Source organism: Microbacterium sp. Leaf161 (assembly GCF_001423645.1).
GTDB lineage: Bacteria > Actinomycetota > Actinomycetes > Actinomycetales > Microbacteriaceae > Microbacterium > Microbacterium forte.
The window spans coordinates 1-18,142 of the sequence record NZ_LMOW01000001.1; the positions used below are offsets into that span (position 1 = coordinate 1).

An 18,142-nucleotide genomic window follows, 5' to 3' on the forward strand; every position below is an offset into this window, starting at 1 on the left:
AGACGAGGATAATTTGGCATTTGACAAGTGCACGCTGTTGAGTTCTCAAGGATCGGATGCTCCCACGACCCAGTCATCACAACCAGGCCCGAAGGGCAACTTCTCTATCTTAGCCATCCCGTCCCGCTTGTCAAATCAGCGCGCCGTGCGGATCTTGGATCCGGTACGCAGCCGGTGACAGCCGCAGAGGGGGTGGATCTCCCATCCTAGGCGCAAGCGCCTGTTCTCACAAGTGAGTGGATCGGGAGGTGGTTCTCCACTTGAGGGGGGTGAGGCTCTCGGCCTCTCCGCTTCCCTGTGGGGCGAACAAGTAATAAGTTACGTGGGTTCCGGGGTTCTGGCAAATCGGGCCACCACCCCCGGGCGTGTCGCCGCATCGTTCGATGGATCTTTTCCCAGTCCAGCGCCGGTATTCGTCTCACATCGCCGCCACGAGTACGATCGCAGCGTGAACGAGCCGACGAATCTCGACCCCGCTCTCGGGCTGTTGGACCGGGTGTGGGCAGAGCTCGGCATCGAGCCGCACCCCGCCGCCAGCGCTGCCCCGCCCCCTCATGCCGTGCCCCTCCCGTCGCGCCTGGCAACGGGTGATCTGGCATGGGCGAGCGTGCGCGCGGTCTGTCTGGCGTCCGGCATAAGCCTGCCTCCCGACCCCGATCGCATCGCCGCCGCGTACCGGAGTGATCGGGCTCTGAGCATCGATGGTCTCTCCCCCGATGTCTGGTCGCCATACTCGGGGTTCTTCCGAGCCTCCGACGGGTGGATCCGCACGCACGGAAACTATCCGCACCACGCGATGCGCCTGCAGGCCGGACTCGGACTGACCGCCGACGCCGACGCCGACGATGTGCGCACTGCCATCCTGCCGCTGAGTGTCACCGAGGCGGTCGAGCGGATCACGCTCGCACGCGGGCTGGCTGTGCCTGTGCTGCCGGAGGCCCCAGAGCGTGACGCGAGACTGCGCGCCACTCCCCTGCTCCAGGTCGAGCGGATCGGTCTCGCACCTCGCCCCGCCCGACACGGGATCGATCATCGGCACAGTCTCGCGCCTCTCGCCGGCGTGCGAGTGCTCGACCTCACACGAGTGATCGCCGGCCCCGTCTGCACCCGCACTCTCGCACTTCTGGGCGCCGACGTGCTTCGCGTCGACCCGCCGCGCCTGGTCGAACCCGAATGGCAGCACCTCGATACCGGCCACGGCAAGAGGACGACATTGCTCGAGGCCCGCACAGATCGGTTCGAGGAGCTGCTCGCTGCGGCTGACGTCGTCGTTTTGGGGTATCGGCCGGAATCCCTCGATCGTCTCGGTCTCTCTGCATCTGCAGTCCTCGAACGGCATCCGGCGCTGGTGGTCGCCCAGCTCAGTGCGTGGGGAATCGAGGAGCCGTCCCGAGCCGGTTTCGACAGTCTGGTGCAGGCGGAGTCCGGGATAGCCATGATCGAGACCCCCGACGGCGATCGCCCCGGGGTTCTGCCCGCACAGGCCCTCGACCACAGCACGGGGTATCTTCTCGCCGCCGCGGTCGTCTCGCTGCTCGACCGACGGCGGCGTGAGGGCGGCGGCTGGGTGGTGCGAACCTCACTGCGTCGCGTGGCAGCCGAGCTTCTCGGCATGTCGCGGTCCTCACAGCCGGAAGCGGGGCGGGAGCCGGACCTCGCCGCCCACACCTCCGTGTTCGATGTCGCCGGGCAGATGGTCACCACCGCCGCGTCTGCGCTTCCCGGCCTCGAGTTCGCGGCTCCCCACCCCTGGGGGTCGGATCAGCCGCGCTGGTGAAGGCGGCGGAACAACGGCAGCGAGAGGCACAGTGCGAGTGTCAGGACACCCCACAGCGCACACGCCGGCGGCAGCATCCGATAGGCCAGATGCTGATACGTGAACCCTTCGGTGAAGGGTCCGTATGCCGCGTATCCCAGGATCCAGGCGGTGACCAGCACTGCGGGAAGCGACAGCCACCAGGCGAGCCGGACGGCTGCCGGCATCGCGCGCTCGACGTCTTCGCGAGGGTCGGCGCTCTGCAGCCGGCGGATCGCCCAGATGCCGATGATGAGCAACCCGATCACGCTCGATCCGTGCTGCAGCCATTTGTACCCGGTGAGCGGCCCCCACATGTCGTCCAGTGCGGGAAGCGCATCCACTCCCCATCGCCCCTCGTGCGTGAACAGATCCCAGACGATGTGCGTCAGGACACCCAGAACCAGCGACGCCGCGAGCATGAGCGGATACAGCCGACTCTGCGCCCCGATGCCGACGGCCGCTCGCGCCGCCTCGACACCGGACTGCGACCACCCGGCGGGCAGTCGCCGAGCCAGCCAGAGCGGCGACAGCTCGCCGACCGCCGGGCGCAGCACCACGCGCCAGAGCAGGAACAGAACGAACGCGACCAGCGCTGTCCAGAGCACGTTGCCGAACGTGTGGGTGAACGAATACGGGAGGCCGAACCCCCTGAGGAACAGGGGAAGGTCCGGCGTCATGGCTCCGATCGCGATCGCGGCGGGCACGAGCGGGGTGCGGATGAAGGGCAGGGCGACCAGCGCGTGACTCGGCGTGAACGGCATCGGCTCTCCTGACGAGCTGGGTGGGGGGAAGCGTGACGGCGGTCGCCCGAGAATCCTCAGACGACCGCCGTCACACGATCAGCAACAGATCATCAGCCGAGGAAGACTCCTGCGAGAGTCTTCTTGCCGCGACGCAGCACGGAGACCCCGCCCGGAAGAGTCCCCTGGACTGTGGCCGAGTCGTCCTCGACGCGTGCGCCGTCGAGCGACACCCCGCCCTGACTGATCGCGCGGCGCGCTTCGGACAGGCTGGATACCAGCCCAGTGGCGACGAGCGCATCCACGACCGGTGATCCGGCGTCGACTGTCGCGTGCGGGAGCTCCTCGAGGGCGGTACGCAGCGTCGACGCGTCGAGAGCGGTCAGGTCACCCTGACCGAACAGCGCTTCGGATGCCGCGATCACGGCGGCCGTCGCATCAATCCCGTGGACGGTCGCCACGACCTCGAGCGCGAGGCGCTTCTGCGCTGCACGCCGGAACGGCTCGGACTCGACGAGAGCCTCGTACTCCTCGATCTCGGCACGGGTCAGGAACGTGAACACCTTGAGCCGCTCGATCACGTCGGCGTCCGCCGTGCTGAGCCAGAACTGGTACATCCGGTACGGGCTGCACATCTCGGCATCGAGCCAGATCGCATTGCCCTCGCTCTTGCCGAACTTGGTTCCGTCGCTGTTGGTGATCAGCGGCGTGCCGATGGCGTGCGCGGAAGCCCCCTCGGCGCGACGGATCAGGTCGGTGCCGCTGGTCAGGTTGCCCCACTGGTCTGAGCCGCCCGTCTGCAGAACGCAGTCGTACTGCCGGTAGAGCTCGAGGAAGTCCATCCCCTGCAGGATCTGGTAGCTGAACTCGGTGTAGCTGATGCCCTCATCCGAGTTCAGACGCGCGGCGACAGCATCCTTCTTGAGCATCGTGCCGACACGGTAGTACTTGCCGATCTCGCGCAGGAAGTCGATCGCCGACAGCGGCGCGGTCCAGTCGAGGTTGTTGACGATTCGGGCCGCGTTCTCGCCCTCGAAGCTCAGGTAGCGCTCGACCTGGGTCCGGAGGCGCCCCACCCACTCCTCGACCGTCTCACGGGTGTTGAGTGTGCGCTCCGCCGTGGGTCGAGGGTCACCGATCAGACCGGTGGAGCCGCCGACGAGGCCGAGCGGCTTGTGGCCGGCGAGCTGAATGCGACGCAGCGTCAGCAGCTGCACCAGGTTTCCGAGGTGCAGGCTGGGAGCTGTGGGGTCGAAACCGCAGTAATACGTGATCGGGTCCCCGGCGAGAAGGGCGCGCAGCGCCTCCTGGTCAGTGGACACGTGGACGAGGCCGCGCCACAGCAGTTCGTCCCACACGTTCTCGAACGTGGGGTCGATCGCCGGCGGGGCGGTCGTCAGAGCGGAATTCGACACGCGCCTCAGGCTATCAGCGGTCGGGCAGGCGAATCGCCGTGACGGCGTCCGATCAGCTGTGCGCCGCCCACCACACCAGGAATGCGGCACCCAACCCGATGACCCAGCTCACGAGGCTGCCGACGAGGAAGTACTCTGCGCGGGCTCCGGTCTCCCCGTCTCGAGAGATCTCCGGGAAGCGGACGATTCCCTTGGCTGCCAGCATCGCGGCGAGAATCGGATACGCGGCGGCCAGGGTGAGAAGCATCACGAGAATGCGTTCGAGCGGGCCGATCAGTCGCCCGCCCTTGAAACCCGCCCGGGGATCGCGTGCGGGCACGGCGTCGGCTTCGCCCGCCGGCTCGGACTGCTCTGCCGCCACCGCGTCTGCCGCACCCACGCCGGCCTCACCGATGACTCCGATCGCGCCGTCGTCAGCCTGGGCGCCAGGGGCCACCGGATGCGCGACCGGGGTGTCGGAAGCAGTCGGCTGCTCGTCTGGAGAGTCGAGCACCGCGGCTCGCCTCAACTCGGCAGGCCGCCACGTGTGCTCGCCGTCGAGCGCTGCCCGGACCACGAGATTCGCGGACTCCAACAGGAACACCCCTGTGCCCATGGTGAGGAGCGCGAGATCGAAAGGGATCTCTCCGAACGGGGAGCGCACACTCCACACAGACCCGATCAGACCGGCATCCGTGCGAGCACCCAGCCACACGACCGATCCGATGCTCAGCACACCGAGCAGCACGGCGGGCCAGAAACCGAGGGGCGCGCGCCTCTCCGCCGGCATGCACCACACCCAGAGCGCGCCGACCACGAGGCCGAGGACCATGGGCAGCAGGGCGTCGCTCACGCTGCCGAGCAGAAGGAGCATCACTGCGACAGTGAGGTAGCCGACCCATCGGCGTGGGGCGAACTGGCGCACGAGATCGGCTGAGCCCACGGCCAGCAGGATGAATCCGGCGACGATCATGCGCTCGACCCCCTCAGCGCGGCCACCCCTTCGATGAGGGCGGCGCTGCCGGCGCTGCGCAGCGACTTCGAGACGCTGGGCTGCGAGATGCCCTCCTCAGCGGCGAGGTCGTGCTGCGATCTGCCGACCAGGCGCCCATAGGTCAGACGCCGTTCACGCTCGTTCATCGCCCCGACCAGCTCGTCGCGGACGAGGAGGTAGGCGTTCGACGCGGCGATGGTGCTCTCCATGACCTCATCCTGCCCCGGGGCTCCGACAATCCACGTCCGCGTGCGCGGCACGGTGCGGTTCTCCCTCGCGTGCACGGTCTCGATCGCGGCGCGTGCCGCGTACCACCCCGGTCCGTCGGCGAGTTCGCCGTGCACGGAGTCGACAGAACTCACGTCTCCGATACCGATCCCGAAGCGGAAGGCGATGCCATCGGGAAGCGCGAGCTGGATCATCAGCAGCGACACCATCGCGTCCTCGAGTTCGAGGTAGACGCCCTGCTGTTCATCCCCTACCGTGGGCGTCAGCGCGTGGTGCGCGAGGGGCAGATGCTTCTCGACACGAGCGATGGTGTCGTCGAGGATGCGCTGCGCCGCCGACCGATCGTCGAGCTTGCGAGAGCCCACGATGTCGGCGAGTACGGCGATGACCATGTGATAACCGTATCACGAATAACTTTCATTTATGCCCTATTTGGTTATAGCATGAGAACATGCCTGAATCAGACATCATCCCCTGGTCCGACGGATCCTGGACCCACGCTCCCGCCCACCTCGCCCACGGCGACGACCACCTCGACGTGACAGCTGTGGAAGGCAGTGACGCCTGGCGGCACACCGCCTACGGGTTCGTGCACGACACCGAGCACGCGCTGCTCGCTCCCTTGGCCGTGGGCGAGGCGATGGATGTATCGTTCCGTGCCCCCTGGGACGGACAGTTCGACCAGGCCGGAATCTTCGTGCGCATCGACGACGAGCACTGGATCAAGGCGGGCGTCGAGTACGCCGACGACCATCTCGGTCTCGGCGCCGTCGTCACCGACATCCGCTCGGACTGGTCGGTCGGCTACGTCGACGACTGGCACGGCAGCGAGATCACGGTCCGTGTGAGCCGCTGGCCGGATGCCGTGATCGTGCGTGCACGCGCCGACGACGGCGAATGGCGCCTGGTGCGGGTGGCGCCGTTCGACGGTGGGGCCGCCGCATCCGCCGGTCCGTTCCTCGCCGGCCCCACTCGCTCCGGACTCGTCGTTCGCTTCACCCGCTGGACGCGCTCGGCCGCCGACGTCGCACTGCACTGAGTCCCACGGACACCCACGGACCAGACGCTCTGCGGAGCGCCGAAACGGCCCGCGGAACTCTCGCCGAGAGTTTCGCGGGCCGTCTGCGGTCATGCGGAGCGCTTCGCCTGCGCGTCGGCTAGAGCCCCAGAGCGTGCGCGGCCGCCTGTGCTCTGGCGACCAGCTCAGCACGCTGCTCGGCGACCCGGACGGGAGCCGTTCCGCCGACGCCCGTGCGGGAGGCCACGGATCCTTCGATCGTGAGCACCTCGCGCACCTCGGGCACGAGGTGGGGCGACACCGAGATCAGCAGCTCGTCGGATGCGTCTTCGAGGCCGATGCCCTGCTCTTCGCAGGCGCGCACCAGCGCGCCGGAGATCTCGTGCGCATCGCGGAACGGCACACGGCGCTTCACGAGCCATTCGGCGACGTCGGTCGCGAGCGAGAACCCCTCGGGTGCGAGGGCGGCCATGCGCTCGGTGTCGAACCGGAGCGTCGCGATCATCCCGGCGAAAGCCGGCAGCACGACCTCGAGGGTCTGCACCGAGTCGAAGACGGGCTCCTTGTCTTCCTGCAGGTCGCGGTTGTACGCGAGCGGAAGCCCCTTGAGCGTCGCCATCAGCCCCGAGAGATTGCCGATCAGGCGCCCAGACTTGCCGCGAGCGAGCTCGGCGATGTCGGGGTTCTTCTTCTGCGGCATGATGCTCGAGCCCGTCGAGTACCCGTCGTGCAGAGTGACGAAGCCGAACTCGCGAGTGTTCCAGAGAATGATCTCCTCGCTCAGTCGCGAGATGTCGACCCCGGTCATCGCCATGATGAAGGCGAACTCGGCGACGACGTCGCGCGCCGCGGTTCCATCGAGCGAGTTCTCGGCCGGGCGGTCGAGTCCGAGCTCGGATGCGACCAGTGCGGGGTCGAGTCCGAGCGTCGAACCCGCGAGGGCTCCCCCGCCGTAGGGCGAGACGCCGGCGCGGCGACGCCAGTCGACCAGACGCTCGAGCTCGCGCACGAGCGGCCACCCGTGGGCCTGCAGATGGTGCGCGAGGAGCACCGGCTGCGCGTGCTGCAGATGCGTCCGTCCGGGGAGGATCGCGTCGGGGTGAGCCTCCGCCTGTGCGACGAGCGCGTCGATGACCCGCAGGAGGTCTCGCGCGATCACTCGGGCGTGGTCGATCAGGTACATCCGCACGAGCGTGGCGATCTGATCGTTGCGGCTGCGGCCGGCACGAAGACGCCCGCCGAGCTCGGGCCCGAGCTCTGCGATCAGAGCCTGCTCGAGAGCCCCGTGCACGTCTTCATCCGACGGGACGGGCAGCAGCGTGGCGTCGGCGACCTTGCGCGCCACGGCGTCGAGCCCCTCGTGCATCCTCGCCGCCTCGTCGGGTTCGAGGTAGCCGGCGGCCTCGAGCGCCTTCGCGTGGGCGTGCGAGCCCGCGATGTCGTACGGTGCGAGGATCCAGTCGAAATGCGTCGACCGGCTCAACTCGACCAGCTCAGGAGACGGTCCGCTCGCGAAACGAGCACCCCACAGCGCGCCCTCGTTTGTGCCGTCGTTCTTCGCGTCGACCATCATGCGTCCTTCTTGTCGAGCAGCCAGACGAGCAGGGCCTTCTGTGCGTGGAGGCGGTTCTCGGCCTCGTCCCACACGACGCTCTGCGGTCCGTCGATGACTTCGGAGTCGACCTCGTAGCCTCGGTCGGCGGGAAGGCAGTGGATGAAGATGGCCTCCGAGTCGGCGATCTCCATCGTCTCGGGCGTCACCTTGTAGCCACCGAGATCGCGGATGCGCGCGAGCTTCTCCTCTTCCTTGCCCATCGACACCCAGGTGTCGGTGACCACGACGTCGGCGCCGGCCGCTGCCTCGACCGCATCGGTGAACAGGGTGATCGAGCCGCCGGTCTCCGCGGCGCGGCGGTCGGCCGCCTCGACGACGTCCGCGCGCGGCGCGTAGTCGGCGGGCGAGGCGATGCGCACATGCATTCCCGCGGTCACCCCGGCCAACGCGTACGAGTGCGCCATGTTGCTCTGACCGTCGCCGAAGAACGTCAGGGTGAGCCCCTTCAGATCGCCCTTGTGCTCGCGGATCGTGAGCAGGTCGGCGAGCAGCTGGCACGGGTGGAAGTCGTCCGAGAGCGCGTTGACGACGGGCACGGTCGTGCCGGCGGCCATCTCCTCGAGCCCCGCCTGCGCGTACGTGCGCCAGACGATCGCCGCGACCTGCCGCTCGAGCACGCGCGCGGTGTCGGAGGGGGTCTCCTTGCCGCCCAGCTGACTGCTGGCGGTCGAGATGATCAACGGCGACCCGCCGAGGTCGGCGATGCCGACCGCGAACGAGACGCGGGTGCGCGTCGACGACTTGTCGAAGATCACCGCGACCGTCTGAGGGCCCTCGAGGGCCTTGTTCGCCCAGCGGTCCTTCTTCAGCTCGATGGCGAGATCGAGGATCTCCGCCTGCTCAGCGGGGGTCAGATCGTCGTCACGCAGCAGGTGGCGGGTCATGCGAGGGCCTTTCCGGATTCGGCGAGGGATGTCTGGACGTCGGAGAGCGACGCGGCGAAGAGCTCGCGGAACTCGGCGAGTTCGGCGTCTCCGATGGTGAGGGCGGGCGCGATGCGCACGGTCTCGGGGTTGGCGGCGTTCACGATGAGACCGCGCTCCTGTGCAGCCGCGACCACGTCGTTCGCGACGGGGGCGCCCAGAGCGACCCCGATCAGGAGTCCTCGGCCACGCACTCCCGTGACGAGAGGCGAGTCGATGTCGGCGATGATCTCGCGGATCTCTTCGCCACGGCGCGCGGCGTTGTCGACGAGGCCTGCGCTCTCGATCTCGGTGAGCACCGCGTCGGCGACGGCCGTCGCCAGCGGGTTGCCGCCGAACGTGGAGCCGTGCGAGCCGGGCGTGAAGAGCGAGCTCGCCGCACCATAGGTGACGAGAGCACCGATCGGGAAGCCGCCGCCGATGCCCTTCGCGAGTGTGATGGCGTCAGGCGTGATGCCTTCGTGGCTGAAGCCGAACCAGGCACCCGTGCGCCCCGCGCCGGTCTGGATCTCGTCGACGATGAGCAGCGCGCCGTGCTTCAGGGTGAGCGACCGAGCCGCCTGGAGGTACCCCTCAGGAAGCTCGACCACGCCGGCCTCGCCCTGGATCGGCTCGACGATCACGGCGGCGACACGGTCGTCGATCGCGGTCTCGAGTGCCTCGATCGTCGCCGGGATGTGCTCGACTCCGCCGGGCATCGGCTCGAAGGGCGCACGCATCGCCGCTTTCGCCGTGAGCGCGAGGGATCCCATGGTGCGGCCGTGGAATCCGTTCTCGAGTGCGATGATCCGCGGCTTCTCCGTTCCGCCGTGCAGGCGGGCGAGCTTGAACGCGGCCTCGTTCGCCTCGGCGCCGGAGTTCGAGAAGAACACGCGCCCGTCGATCCCGGCACCGGCCAGGCGCTTCAACCGTGCGGCGAGCGCGAGCTGCGACGGGGTCGCGAAGTAATTCGACACATGCGCGAGGGTCGCGGCCTGCGTCGATACGGCCTCGACGAACACCGGATGCGCGTGCCCGAGCGAGGTCACCGCGATGCCGGCGAGGAAATCGAGGTGGCGCTTGCCCTCGGAGTCCCAGAGGTACGACCCCTCCCCACGGGTGAGCATCGCCAGTCGGGGGCCTGCGTTGAGGACCAGATCGCTCGCTGCGTCATCCTGCCAGTTGCTCATGCCTTCACTCCTGCGCTTCCCATGACCACTTCTGTTCCGATTCCCTTGCTGGTGAAGAGTTCGACGAGCACCGAGTGCGGCACGCGTCCGTCGATGATCGCGGCGGCGTCGACGCCGCCCTCGATCGCGTCCAGGCAGGCCTTCATCTTCGGGATCATGCCCGACTCGAGGGTCGGCAGCATCTCGATGAGAGCCTCCGACGTGAGGTGCGACACGAGAGAGTCGCGGTTGGGCCAGTCGGCGTACAGTCCGGGGACATCCGTGAGGATGACGAGCTTGCGCGCCTTGAGAGCCACGGCGAGCGCGGCAGCCGCGGCATCCGCGTTCACGTTCAGCGATTGGCCCGGGTGATCGAGGTCGGGGGCGATGCTCGAGACCACGGGAACGCGTCCGGCCGCGAGGTGGTCGAGCACGGGCGTCGGGTCGACCTCCACCACATCGCCGACACGGCCGAGGTCGATCTCCTCGCCGTCGATCACGACACCTCGACGACGCCCGCCGAACAGCCCCGCATCTTCACCGCTGAGCCCGGTGGCGATCGGGCCGTGCGAATTGATCTTCGACACGAGCTGCGGGTTCACCTGGCCGGTGAGCACCATGCGTACCACGCTGATCGCTTCGGTGTTGGTGACCCGGTAGCCGCCCTTGAACTCGCTCGGGATCTCGAGGCGCTGCAGCATGTCGGAGATCTGGGGCCCACCGCCATGCACGACCACCGGCAGCACGCCGACGTACCTCAGATACGCGATGTCCTGCGCGAACGCCTCCTGCAGCTCGTCCGAGACCATCGCATTGCCGCCGTACTTCACGACGACGATCTGGTCGCGGAACTTCTTCAGCCACGGGAGCGACTCGATGAGCGTCGCGGCCTTGACGGCGGCGACGTCAGGCGTGGTGTCCTGGATGTCGGTCATGAGGCGTAGGCGCTGTTCTCGTGCACGTAGTCGTGGGTCAGGTCGTTGGTGAGGATCGTCGCAGTGGCCTCGCCGACTTTGAGGTCGATCACGAGGTGCGTGGCGCGAGGGGTGAGGTCGACCTCTTCGCGCGGACGGTCGGGGCCGCCCTCGCTGCACACGCGGACGCCGTTCATCCAGACGTCGACGTCGTACGGGTCGAACTGCGCGTTGGTCGTGCCGATCGCGGCGAGCACCCGACCCCAGTTGGGGTCGTTGCCGAAGATCGCGGCCTTGAAGAGGTTGTTGCGGGCGACCGAGCGGCCGACCTCGACGGCCTCCCCCTCGCTGGCGGCGTGCCGCACCTCGATGGTGATGTCGTGACTCGCGCCCTCGGCATCGCCCTGCAGCTTGACCGCGAGTTCCAGGCAGAGCTCGGCGAGGGCAGCCGAGAAGTGCTTGAGGTCGGGGGTCACCCCGGAGGCACCGTTGGCGAGCAGCGTGACCTGGTCGTTGGTCGACATGCAGCCGTCGGAGTCGAGGCGGTCGAACGTCGTGCCGGTCGCGAATCGCAGCGCCGCGTCGGCCTCGAGAGGTTCGAGCACGGCATCCGTTGTGATGACGACGAGCATCGTCGCGAGGCCCGGGGCGAGCATGCCCGCGCCCTTCGCCATGCCGCCGATCGTCCAGCCGTCCCGGCTCACGACAGCGGTCTTCGAGACGCTGTCGGTGGTCATGATGGCCTCCGCCGCGACGTCGCCGCCGTCGGCCGACAGCTCGGCGATCGCCTGTTCGGTGCCCGCGAGCACCTTGCCGCGGAAGACCTCGTCTCCGACCCCGATGAGACCCGTCGAGCAGACGAGGACGTCGCCGGCGCTGACGCCGAGCAGCTCCGCCGCTTTCTCGGCGGTCTGGTGCGTCGTCTGGAAACCGAAGCTGCCGGTGAAGCAGTTCGCTCCGCCCGAGTTGAGCACGACGGCCTCGACCACGCGATCGGCGACGGCCTGCTGCGACCAGATGATCGGGTTGGCCTTGGCGCGGTTGCTCGTGAACACGGCGGCGCCGACCTTGCGCGGGCCGCGGTTGACGACCACTGCGACATCGGGCTTGCCGGTCGACTTGAGGCCGGCGGCGACTCCGGCCGCCTCGAATCCTGCGGGGGCGGTGACGCTCACGGTGCGACTCCGTTCACTGAGAGGGCGCGGGACTCGGGAAGTCCCAACGCGAGGTTCATGGACTGGATGGCAGCGCCTGCGGTGCCCTTGACGAGGTTGTCGACCGCGGCGACCACCGTCACGCGGTTCGCAGCACGGTCGATCGCGAGGCCGATGAGTGCGGTGTTCGCGCCGAGGACATCGGCCGTGCGCGGGAACTGCCCCTCGGGCAGCAGCTGCACGAACGTCTCGTCACCGTAGGCGTCCTCCCAGGCGGCGCGGATCTCCGCGTTACTGACGTCACCGGCGATCGGCGCGGTCGAAGTGGCGAGGATTCCCCGCGACATCGGAACGAGCACAGGGGTGAAGGAGATGCGGATGCCGTCGGCGGCAGCACCGGATGCCGCGGCGAGCGCCTGGCGGATCTCGGGGATGTGCCGGTGGGTGCCGCCGACCGCATAGGGATTGGCGCTGCCGAGGATCTCACTGGCGAGCAGATTGGTCTTGAGGCTCTTCCCCGCACCCGAGGGGCCGACGGCGAGCACCGAGACGATGTCTCCCGCGTCGATCACTCCCGCTGCGACGCCGGGAGCGAGACTCAGACTCACCGTGGATGCGTTGCATCCGGGGGCGGCGATCCGCTTCGCATCGCGCAGCGTCTCGCGCTGCTTGATGCCGTCGACGAGCAGCTCGGGGACCCCGTAGGCCCAGGGTTCGTGGAAGTCGCCGCCGTAGAACGCATCCCAGGACGCCTGCGAGGTGAGGCGATGGTCGGCCCCGGCGTCGATCACCAGCGGGGTGTCGCCGAGCGCGTCCGTGTACTGACCCGACTGACCGTGCGGCAGAGCGAGGAACACGATGTCGTGACCTGCGAGCGTCTCGGGTGTGGTGTCCTGCAGAGTGAGGTGAGCGAGAGACCGCAGGTGCGGCTGATGCTGCACGAGCGGCTGACCGGCGTTCGAGTGAGCCGTCACGGTGCGGATCTCGATGTCGGGATGAGACGCGAGGAGGCGCAGGATCTCGCCGCCCGCGTAGCCGGATGCGCCGGAGACGGCGACGGAGTACGTCATGCTTCTACCTTAACGGTCGGACCCCTCGGCGAACGCGGGGTGCAGTGTCGGGAACCGGGGCGGCGACACCGGCACTCGACCGCCGTGCGTACGCAGGCAGAAGCGCAGGGTCGCCTAGAGTCGGCGGCCGCTGCGGCGTCGGCGCACCGCGATGGCGCTCGGAGCGAGCGTCAGAGTTGCGGTGGCGGCCGAAGGCATGTCGCGACGATAGCGCGCTCGTCGCGGCATGCGCAAATCCGGTCCGTCATCCAGCAGGCACGTGGAGCGCTGGCGCCGCGAAGAACGCGAGCTCGTGGGCGCTCGAGACCTCGAACGCTCGGAGCATCCGTCGACGCCGCGGGGCATCCGACTGCGCCGCCGCGTCCATCACGTAGCCCACCGCCTGCTCTGTCGCCGCCTCGAAGGCCGGATCGGCGTAGGTCGCGAGCCACGACGCATAGGGATGCTGCGGATCGCGTGCGTACTCGCCGAACGCCCCCGCGTGCAGACGCGTCCCGAGATCGGTGTAGAGCCAGAAGCAGGGAAGCAGGGCGGCGATGAGCTCTGCGTAGTCTGCGCCGAAGGCGACGGATCGCAGATGGTCGAGGTACGCGACGGTCGCGGGGGCCGGATCAGCGGCGAAAGTCTCCGCCTCCACGCCCGCACCGGGGGTCAGCCACGACGCGTGGAGTTCGAGTTCTCCGGCGATCGCCCCGTGCGCCGACTCCGCCCAGAACGCCTGCTCGTGCGGTGTCGGTGCGAGCCGAGACGCCTCGGCGAGGACCCTCGCGTACTCCCGGAGGTAGAGCGCGTCCTGGCGAAGGTAGAACAGGAACCACTCGCGGTCGAGTGTCCCGTCGGCGAGAGCGCCGACGAAGGGCAGCTCGTCGATATCTGCCCGCAGGTGCGCGATCCGCTCCCACCACTGATCGCGGATGTGCGCCCGGTCGGGGGTGGTCTCGAGTCCGCCACGTCGCCAGAGGCCGCCGAAGTGGTTGATCGGCCCGTGTCCTCGTCCGACGTGGAGCGCATCGCTCTCCGTCAGAGACTCACGCAGCCACGAACGGGCCGAGGCGACCGCGTCGGTGAGGGACTCGCCCCTGGCGAGGCGGGTGGCGAGGGCGGACGAGAGGGAGCACCCGGTGCCATGCGTGTTGCGGGTCGCGATGCGCGCGCCCGGATACCCCCGACTCACTCCGTCGGCAGCGTCGATCACCGCGTCGGGAACGTCGTCGCCGTCGAGATGCCCTCCCTTCACGAGCACCGCCGCGCCCACACGGTCGGAGAGCGCAGCTGCCGCCGCGAGCGCGTCATCCCACCCGTCGATCGGATGGTCGGCCAGCGCGGCGAGCTCGGCGAGGTTGGGCGTCACGACATGCGCGCGCTCGAGGAGTCCGCGCAGCGCGACCTCGGCCTCCCGGTCGAGAAGCCGGTCGCCACTGGTCGCGACCATCACCGGGTCGAGCACGATGATCGGCGGCCGCATGGCATCGAGCCAGTCGGAGACCGCACGGATCACGTCGGCATTCGCCAGCATGCCGATCTTCACCGCATCGATGACGATGTCGTCTGAGATCGCATCGAGCTGCTCCCGCAGGAACTCCGCGGGCGGCACATGCACCGCCCGCACGCCCACGGTGTTCTGAGCGGTGAGTGCGGTCAGAGCCGCCATGCCGTACCCGCCGTTCGCGGCGATGGACTTGAGGTCGGCTTGGATTCCCGCGCCGCCCGATGGATCGCTGCCCGCGATGCTGAGCACCCGCGGCGTGCCTGACGCTCGCCACCGCCGGAGGAAACTCTGCGCCGTCTGCTTCGGATCGACCGCGGCGCAGATGGCCGAGACCACCGCGAGGCCGGCCGCGCCCGCGTCGCGGAGTCGCTCTGTGTCATCGATGTCCACGCCGCCGATGGCCACGCAGGGCACGGCGGACGTCTCGATGAGCGACCGGAAGCCGTCGATGCCCAAAACCGGCGGATGGTCGGGCTTGGTGTCGGTGGGGCGGATCACACCGACGCCGAGGTAGTCGACCACGCCCGCGGGCAGAGCCGCCACCGTCTCGAAGTGGTCGGGTGTGTTCGCCGTCAACCCGATGATCGCCTCGGCACCCAGTCGCTCGCGCGCCCGCAGTACCGACGCATCGCCCTGACCGAGATGCACGCCGTCGACGCGAGCTCCCCGAGCGCGAGCGACGAGCGCCGCATCGACCCGGTCGTTCACCAGGAGGATCGCACGGCCGGCGATCACGCGCGACAGCTCGACCAGCTGATCGGCGGTCTCGGCATCCGTCGCGATCTTGTCGCGCAGCTGCACGATGCGCACTCCCCCGTCGACAGCGAGGCGCACGGTCTCGACGACACCCCGCTCACCGCAGAGGCCCGGATCCGTGACGAGGTAGAGCGAGAGGTCGGCGATCACAGCGCGCTCTCCTGAACGCGCGCGGAGGCCACCAGGTCAGCCGGCTGCACGGCGGCGAGCGCGTCGAGCAGAGCGACAGCGAAGGTGCCGGGGCCCGAGGCGTGCACCGCGGCCCTCTCGGCGGCGATCGTGTAGACGAGGCTCGCCGACGCCACCGCCGTGAGCGGATCGGCAGAGGTCGAGCGCGCCGCGCCGAGGAACGCGGCCATGACCGCGCCCAGCGCGCACCCGCCGCCGGTGACCCGGGTGAGCAGCTCGTGACCGTTCGCGATGCGCAGCAGACGGACGCCATCGGTCACCAGGTCGACCGGTCCAGACACCGCGACCACAGAGCCATGACGCGCGGCGAGTGAGAGCGCTGCCTCTGCCGCATCGTCTGTCGTGTCTGTCGCGTCCACACCCCGGCCGCCTGCGCTGAGTCCGGCGAGCGCGAGGATCTCGGATGCGTTCCCCCTGATCGCCGTGGGGCGCGAGGCGATCAGCTCGTGGGCGAGGGCTGTGCGCACCGGGAGTGCGCCGATCGCGACGGGATCCAGCACCCACGGAGCGCCCGCGGCGACGGCACCGGCCGCGGCTTCGAGGCTCGCCGCCCGCTGCTCGGGGGTCGGCGTTCCGAGGTTGATCAGGACGCCGGACGCCACCCCGGCGAACATTCCTGCTTCGTCGACGATGTCGACCATCGCCGGTGCCGCGCCGAGGGCGAGCAGCACGTTGGCGGTGAACCCCGTGACGACGCTGTTGGTGATGCAGTGGGTCAGAGGTGGACTCTCGCGCAGCTCGGACAGGAGCTCTCCGGCCGTGGCAGCCAGGGTCGATTCGGATTCAGGACGCAGACGATCGCTCAATGCGACATCCCTTCGCTAGTACGAACTAGATCAGGTTCGACGGGTCTGTTCTCAGCCGCGGATGCGGCACCCCGTGTCACTGCTCGCAGTCTAGCGAGCGCGCCGTCAGCGCAGGAGCTGGATCAGCGCGAGTTCGTCTGTCCGGGTCAGACCTGCCCGCCGCTCGCGATCGACACCGCGTTCCTGCTCGTCTTCGACCACCGCGGCGATGGTCTCGTCGAGCGGGCGCAGCTCTCCCCCGGCCGCACGGTAACGCGCGTTCGACCTCGTCATGAATCCGGTCATGTCGCTCGGGAGCCACAGCGGCAGCGATCGCTTGCCCGCCCAGTACTCCACCTCATTCGCCACGAGCCAGTCGTCGGTGGCCGTGACGGTGTCTCCTCGGTGACCCACGTGCCTGCGCACCGCCTCGATGACCTCGGCCATCGGGTGCCGGTCGCCGGTCGCGTTGATCACTCCGGTCGCGGTCGTCGTGCTGATGAACTCCGACAGGTCATCGACATCGATCACCTGCACGTCGCGCCCGTCTGCACGGGGCAGCAGCACGGGTTCGTCGTGAGCGCGCAGGAACGCCGCAGCCCAGTATCCGAAGCGGTCGCTCGGGTCGCCCTTCCCGACGATCAGCCCCGGGCGCACGATCAGCGTTCGGTCGCCGAGCGTGCGAACCGCGTTCTCGGCGGCGACCTTCTGCGCGCCGTACTCGTACTCATCGCCGGCGCCGGCCGGCTGATGCAACGGCGCGGACTCATCCGCCCCGACCGTCTCATCATCGGAGTATGCAGACACCGACGAGACGTACGTCCAGCGGGCGGCTCGATCCCCGAGCGCCTCGACCGCCGCCGCCACGTGCGCCGCATTCGAGGAGACGTCGATCACGTGATCCCAATCGCGACCGCGGACGGCGTCATAGGCGTCGGCGTCGTCACGATCGGCCAGAACCAGGCTCGCACCCTCCGGGGACGGTCGACCTCCTCGCGCGAGGCACATCACCGCCGCCCCGTTCACCAGCATGCGTCTGGCGATCCGACCGGACAGCCAGCCGGTCCCGCCGAGAATCAGAGCGTCAGTCATGGACCCATGCCACCATCTCCGCCGTGCGAGGGGAAGTGTCTTCCGCTCACGGCGGATGCCGGGTTCACCGCGGACGGAGGTCTGACAGCCCCGTGAGCTCCGGGACGGTCCAGGAGGGATCCGGCCGCCAATCGCGCCAGTCCGCGGCGAACGGCCAGTCACCGTCGCGGTACGACGCGATCGCCGCGTCGGCGTGCCGCTCGATCTGCGCCGCCTGCTCGGATGTGAGACGGCCCTGCTCGACGGCCGCGATCAGCTCATCCTCATCCTTCAGATGCACCCGGCCGTCCGGCTCGATCTCGACATCGAGGATGTGGTCCGACGAGTAGGTGTCGCGGTCGGTGCGCAGGTGCGCGTTCTCGAGGTTTACGTACCAGCCGGCGAACTGCCACTCCGCCCCGCTCACATCGCTCCAGAAGAGCCACACCGACCACGCGGCGCCTGCGGGGGCGATCCGCAGGATGCCGTTGCCCCACCACTCCTCCACGATCCGCGTCCGCGGGTCCAGCCATCGCCGCTCGAGCGGAACCGTTCGGATCCGCTCGCCTTCCGGAGTGCCCTGCCCCTCCTGCAGCGTGCCCGGAGCGAGCCAGGCGACGAGGCCCCGCTCGTCGTCGCGGACGACTCGCATGGGTGTGATCGTCGACGCATCTCCGGGCTGCCACCCCGGCTTCCGGTAGTGCCAGGAGATCTGATCGCCCGGGTCGAGGAAGGGCGCCTCGCCCATCGGTCGGACGCCATCGGGAACCGCCGCAGGCGTGCTGTGGGGAAGGATGCTCATCACGACACGCTACCTCGCGGGAAAGCCAGGTTCAGGTCGGCTCGGCGGTGGCGG

Annotated in this window: 16 protein-coding genes and 1 riboswitch; of the genes, 2 read left to right on the plus strand and 14 right to left on the minus strand. The window is 68.9% G+C overall.

Annotation, left to right across the window (positions count from 1 at the left end; translation table 11 throughout):
* Positions 1-448 precede the first annotated feature (448 nt).
* Complete coding sequence (locus ASF87_RS00005; RefSeq protein ID WP_235558827.1) at positions 449-1,777, plus strand: CoA transferase; 1,329 nt, start codon at positions 449-451, stop codon at positions 1,775-1,777.
* Here ASF87_RS00005 and ASF87_RS00010 read toward each other — a convergent pair.
* The 4 genes from ASF87_RS00010 to ASF87_RS00025 all read right to left on the minus strand — a co-directional run bounded on the left by ASF87_RS00010 (position 1,762) and on the right by ASF87_RS00025 (position 5,546).
* Complete coding sequence (locus ASF87_RS00010) at positions 1,762-2,559, minus strand: DUF4184 family protein (RefSeq protein ID WP_056373267.1); 798 nt, start codon at positions 2,557-2,559, stop codon at positions 1,762-1,764. The genes ASF87_RS00005 and ASF87_RS00010 overlap by 16 nt on opposite strands.
* 92 nt (positions 2,560-2,651) lie before the next feature.
* Complete coding sequence (tyrS, locus tag ASF87_RS00015; protein WP_157549970.1) at positions 2,652-3,953, minus strand: tyrosine--tRNA ligase; 1,302 nt, start codon at positions 3,951-3,953, stop codon at positions 2,652-2,654.
* 52 nt (positions 3,954-4,005) lie between these two features.
* Positions 4,006-4,905 carry a hypothetical protein gene (locus tag ASF87_RS00020; protein WP_056373269.1) on the minus strand — a complete coding sequence of 300 codons (900 nt, stop codon included), beginning with the start codon at positions 4,903-4,905 and terminating at the stop codon, positions 4,006-4,008.
* The gene (locus ASF87_RS00025; protein WP_056373271.1) at positions 4,902-5,546 is read right to left on the minus strand and encodes a SatD family protein; all 645 of its coding nucleotides are present in this window, start codon (positions 5,544-5,546) and stop codon (positions 4,902-4,904) included. Before ASF87_RS00025 ends, ASF87_RS00020 begins: the two co-directional genes overlap by 4 nt.
* A gap of 59 nt (positions 5,547-5,605) precedes the next feature.
* Between ASF87_RS00025 and ASF87_RS00030 the strand changes: the two genes are divergently transcribed.
* Positions 5,606-6,193, plus strand: a complete 588-nt coding sequence (locus ASF87_RS00030; protein WP_056373273.1) for a DUF1349 domain-containing protein — start codon at positions 5,606-5,608, stop codon at positions 6,191-6,193.
* A 118-nt stretch (positions 6,194-6,311) separates the two neighbouring features.
* On the opposite strand, the gene argH is transcribed toward ASF87_RS00030, so the two are convergent.
* The 10 genes from argH to ASF87_RS00080 form a co-directional block, all read right to left on the minus strand.
* Positions 6,312-7,742 carry an argininosuccinate lyase gene (argH, locus tag ASF87_RS00035; protein ID WP_056373275.1) on the minus strand — a complete coding sequence of 477 codons (1,431 nt, stop codon included), beginning with the start codon at positions 7,740-7,742 and terminating at the stop codon, positions 6,312-6,314.
* Positions 7,742-8,671 (minus strand): ornithine carbamoyltransferase, encoded by a 930-nt coding sequence (gene argF / locus ASF87_RS00040; RefSeq protein ID WP_056373277.1) that lies wholly within the window; start codon positions 8,669-8,671, stop codon positions 7,742-7,744. Before argF ends, argH begins: the two co-directional genes overlap by 1 nt.
* Entirely contained in the window at positions 8,668-9,879 is a 1,212-nt protein-coding gene (locus tag ASF87_RS00045; RefSeq protein WP_056373279.1) for an acetylornithine transaminase, read from the minus strand. The genes argF and ASF87_RS00045 overlap by 4 nt, the downstream gene beginning before the upstream one ends.
* Entirely contained in the window at positions 9,876-10,793 is a 918-nt protein-coding gene (argB, locus tag ASF87_RS00050) for an acetylglutamate kinase (RefSeq protein ID WP_042536571.1), read from the minus strand. Before argB ends, ASF87_RS00045 begins: the two co-directional genes overlap by 4 nt.
* Positions 10,790-11,947: a bifunctional glutamate N-acetyltransferase/amino-acid acetyltransferase ArgJ gene (argJ, locus tag ASF87_RS00055; protein WP_056373281.1), complete on the minus strand. Its 1,158-nt coding sequence runs from the start codon at positions 11,945-11,947 to the stop codon at positions 10,790-10,792. Before argJ ends, argB begins: the two co-directional genes overlap by 4 nt.
* Positions 11,944-12,996: an N-acetyl-gamma-glutamyl-phosphate reductase gene (gene argC, locus ASF87_RS00060; protein ID WP_056373283.1), complete on the minus strand. Its 1,053-nt coding sequence runs from the start codon at positions 12,994-12,996 to the stop codon at positions 11,944-11,946. The genes argJ and argC overlap by 4 nt, the downstream gene beginning before the upstream one ends.
* Positions 12,997-13,240: 244 nt before the next feature.
* Positions 13,241-15,391 (minus strand): bifunctional hydroxymethylpyrimidine kinase/phosphomethylpyrimidine kinase, encoded by a 2,151-nt coding sequence (locus ASF87_RS00065; RefSeq protein ID WP_056373285.1) that lies wholly within the window; start codon positions 15,389-15,391, stop codon positions 13,241-13,243.
* The gene (gene thiM, locus ASF87_RS00070; RefSeq protein WP_082508866.1) at positions 15,388-16,236 is read right to left on the minus strand and encodes a hydroxyethylthiazole kinase; all 849 of its coding nucleotides are present in this window, start codon (positions 16,234-16,236) and stop codon (positions 15,388-15,390) included. The genes ASF87_RS00065 and thiM overlap by 4 nt, the downstream gene beginning before the upstream one ends.
* A riboswitch (TPP riboswitch) is annotated at positions 16,227-16,320 on the minus strand. It overlaps the preceding gene by 10 nt.
* A gap of 21 nt (positions 16,321-16,341) precedes the next feature.
* On the minus strand, positions 16,342-17,307 hold the full coding sequence (locus ASF87_RS00075) for an NAD-dependent epimerase/dehydratase family protein (protein WP_056373288.1): 966 nt from the start codon (positions 17,305-17,307) through the stop codon (positions 16,342-16,344).
* A gap of 64 nt (positions 17,308-17,371) precedes the next feature.
* On the minus strand, positions 17,372-18,088 hold the full coding sequence (locus ASF87_RS00080; RefSeq protein WP_082508703.1) for a DUF402 domain-containing protein: 717 nt from the start codon (positions 18,086-18,088) through the stop codon (positions 17,372-17,374).
* Between the last annotated feature and the right edge of the window lie 54 nt (positions 18,089-18,142).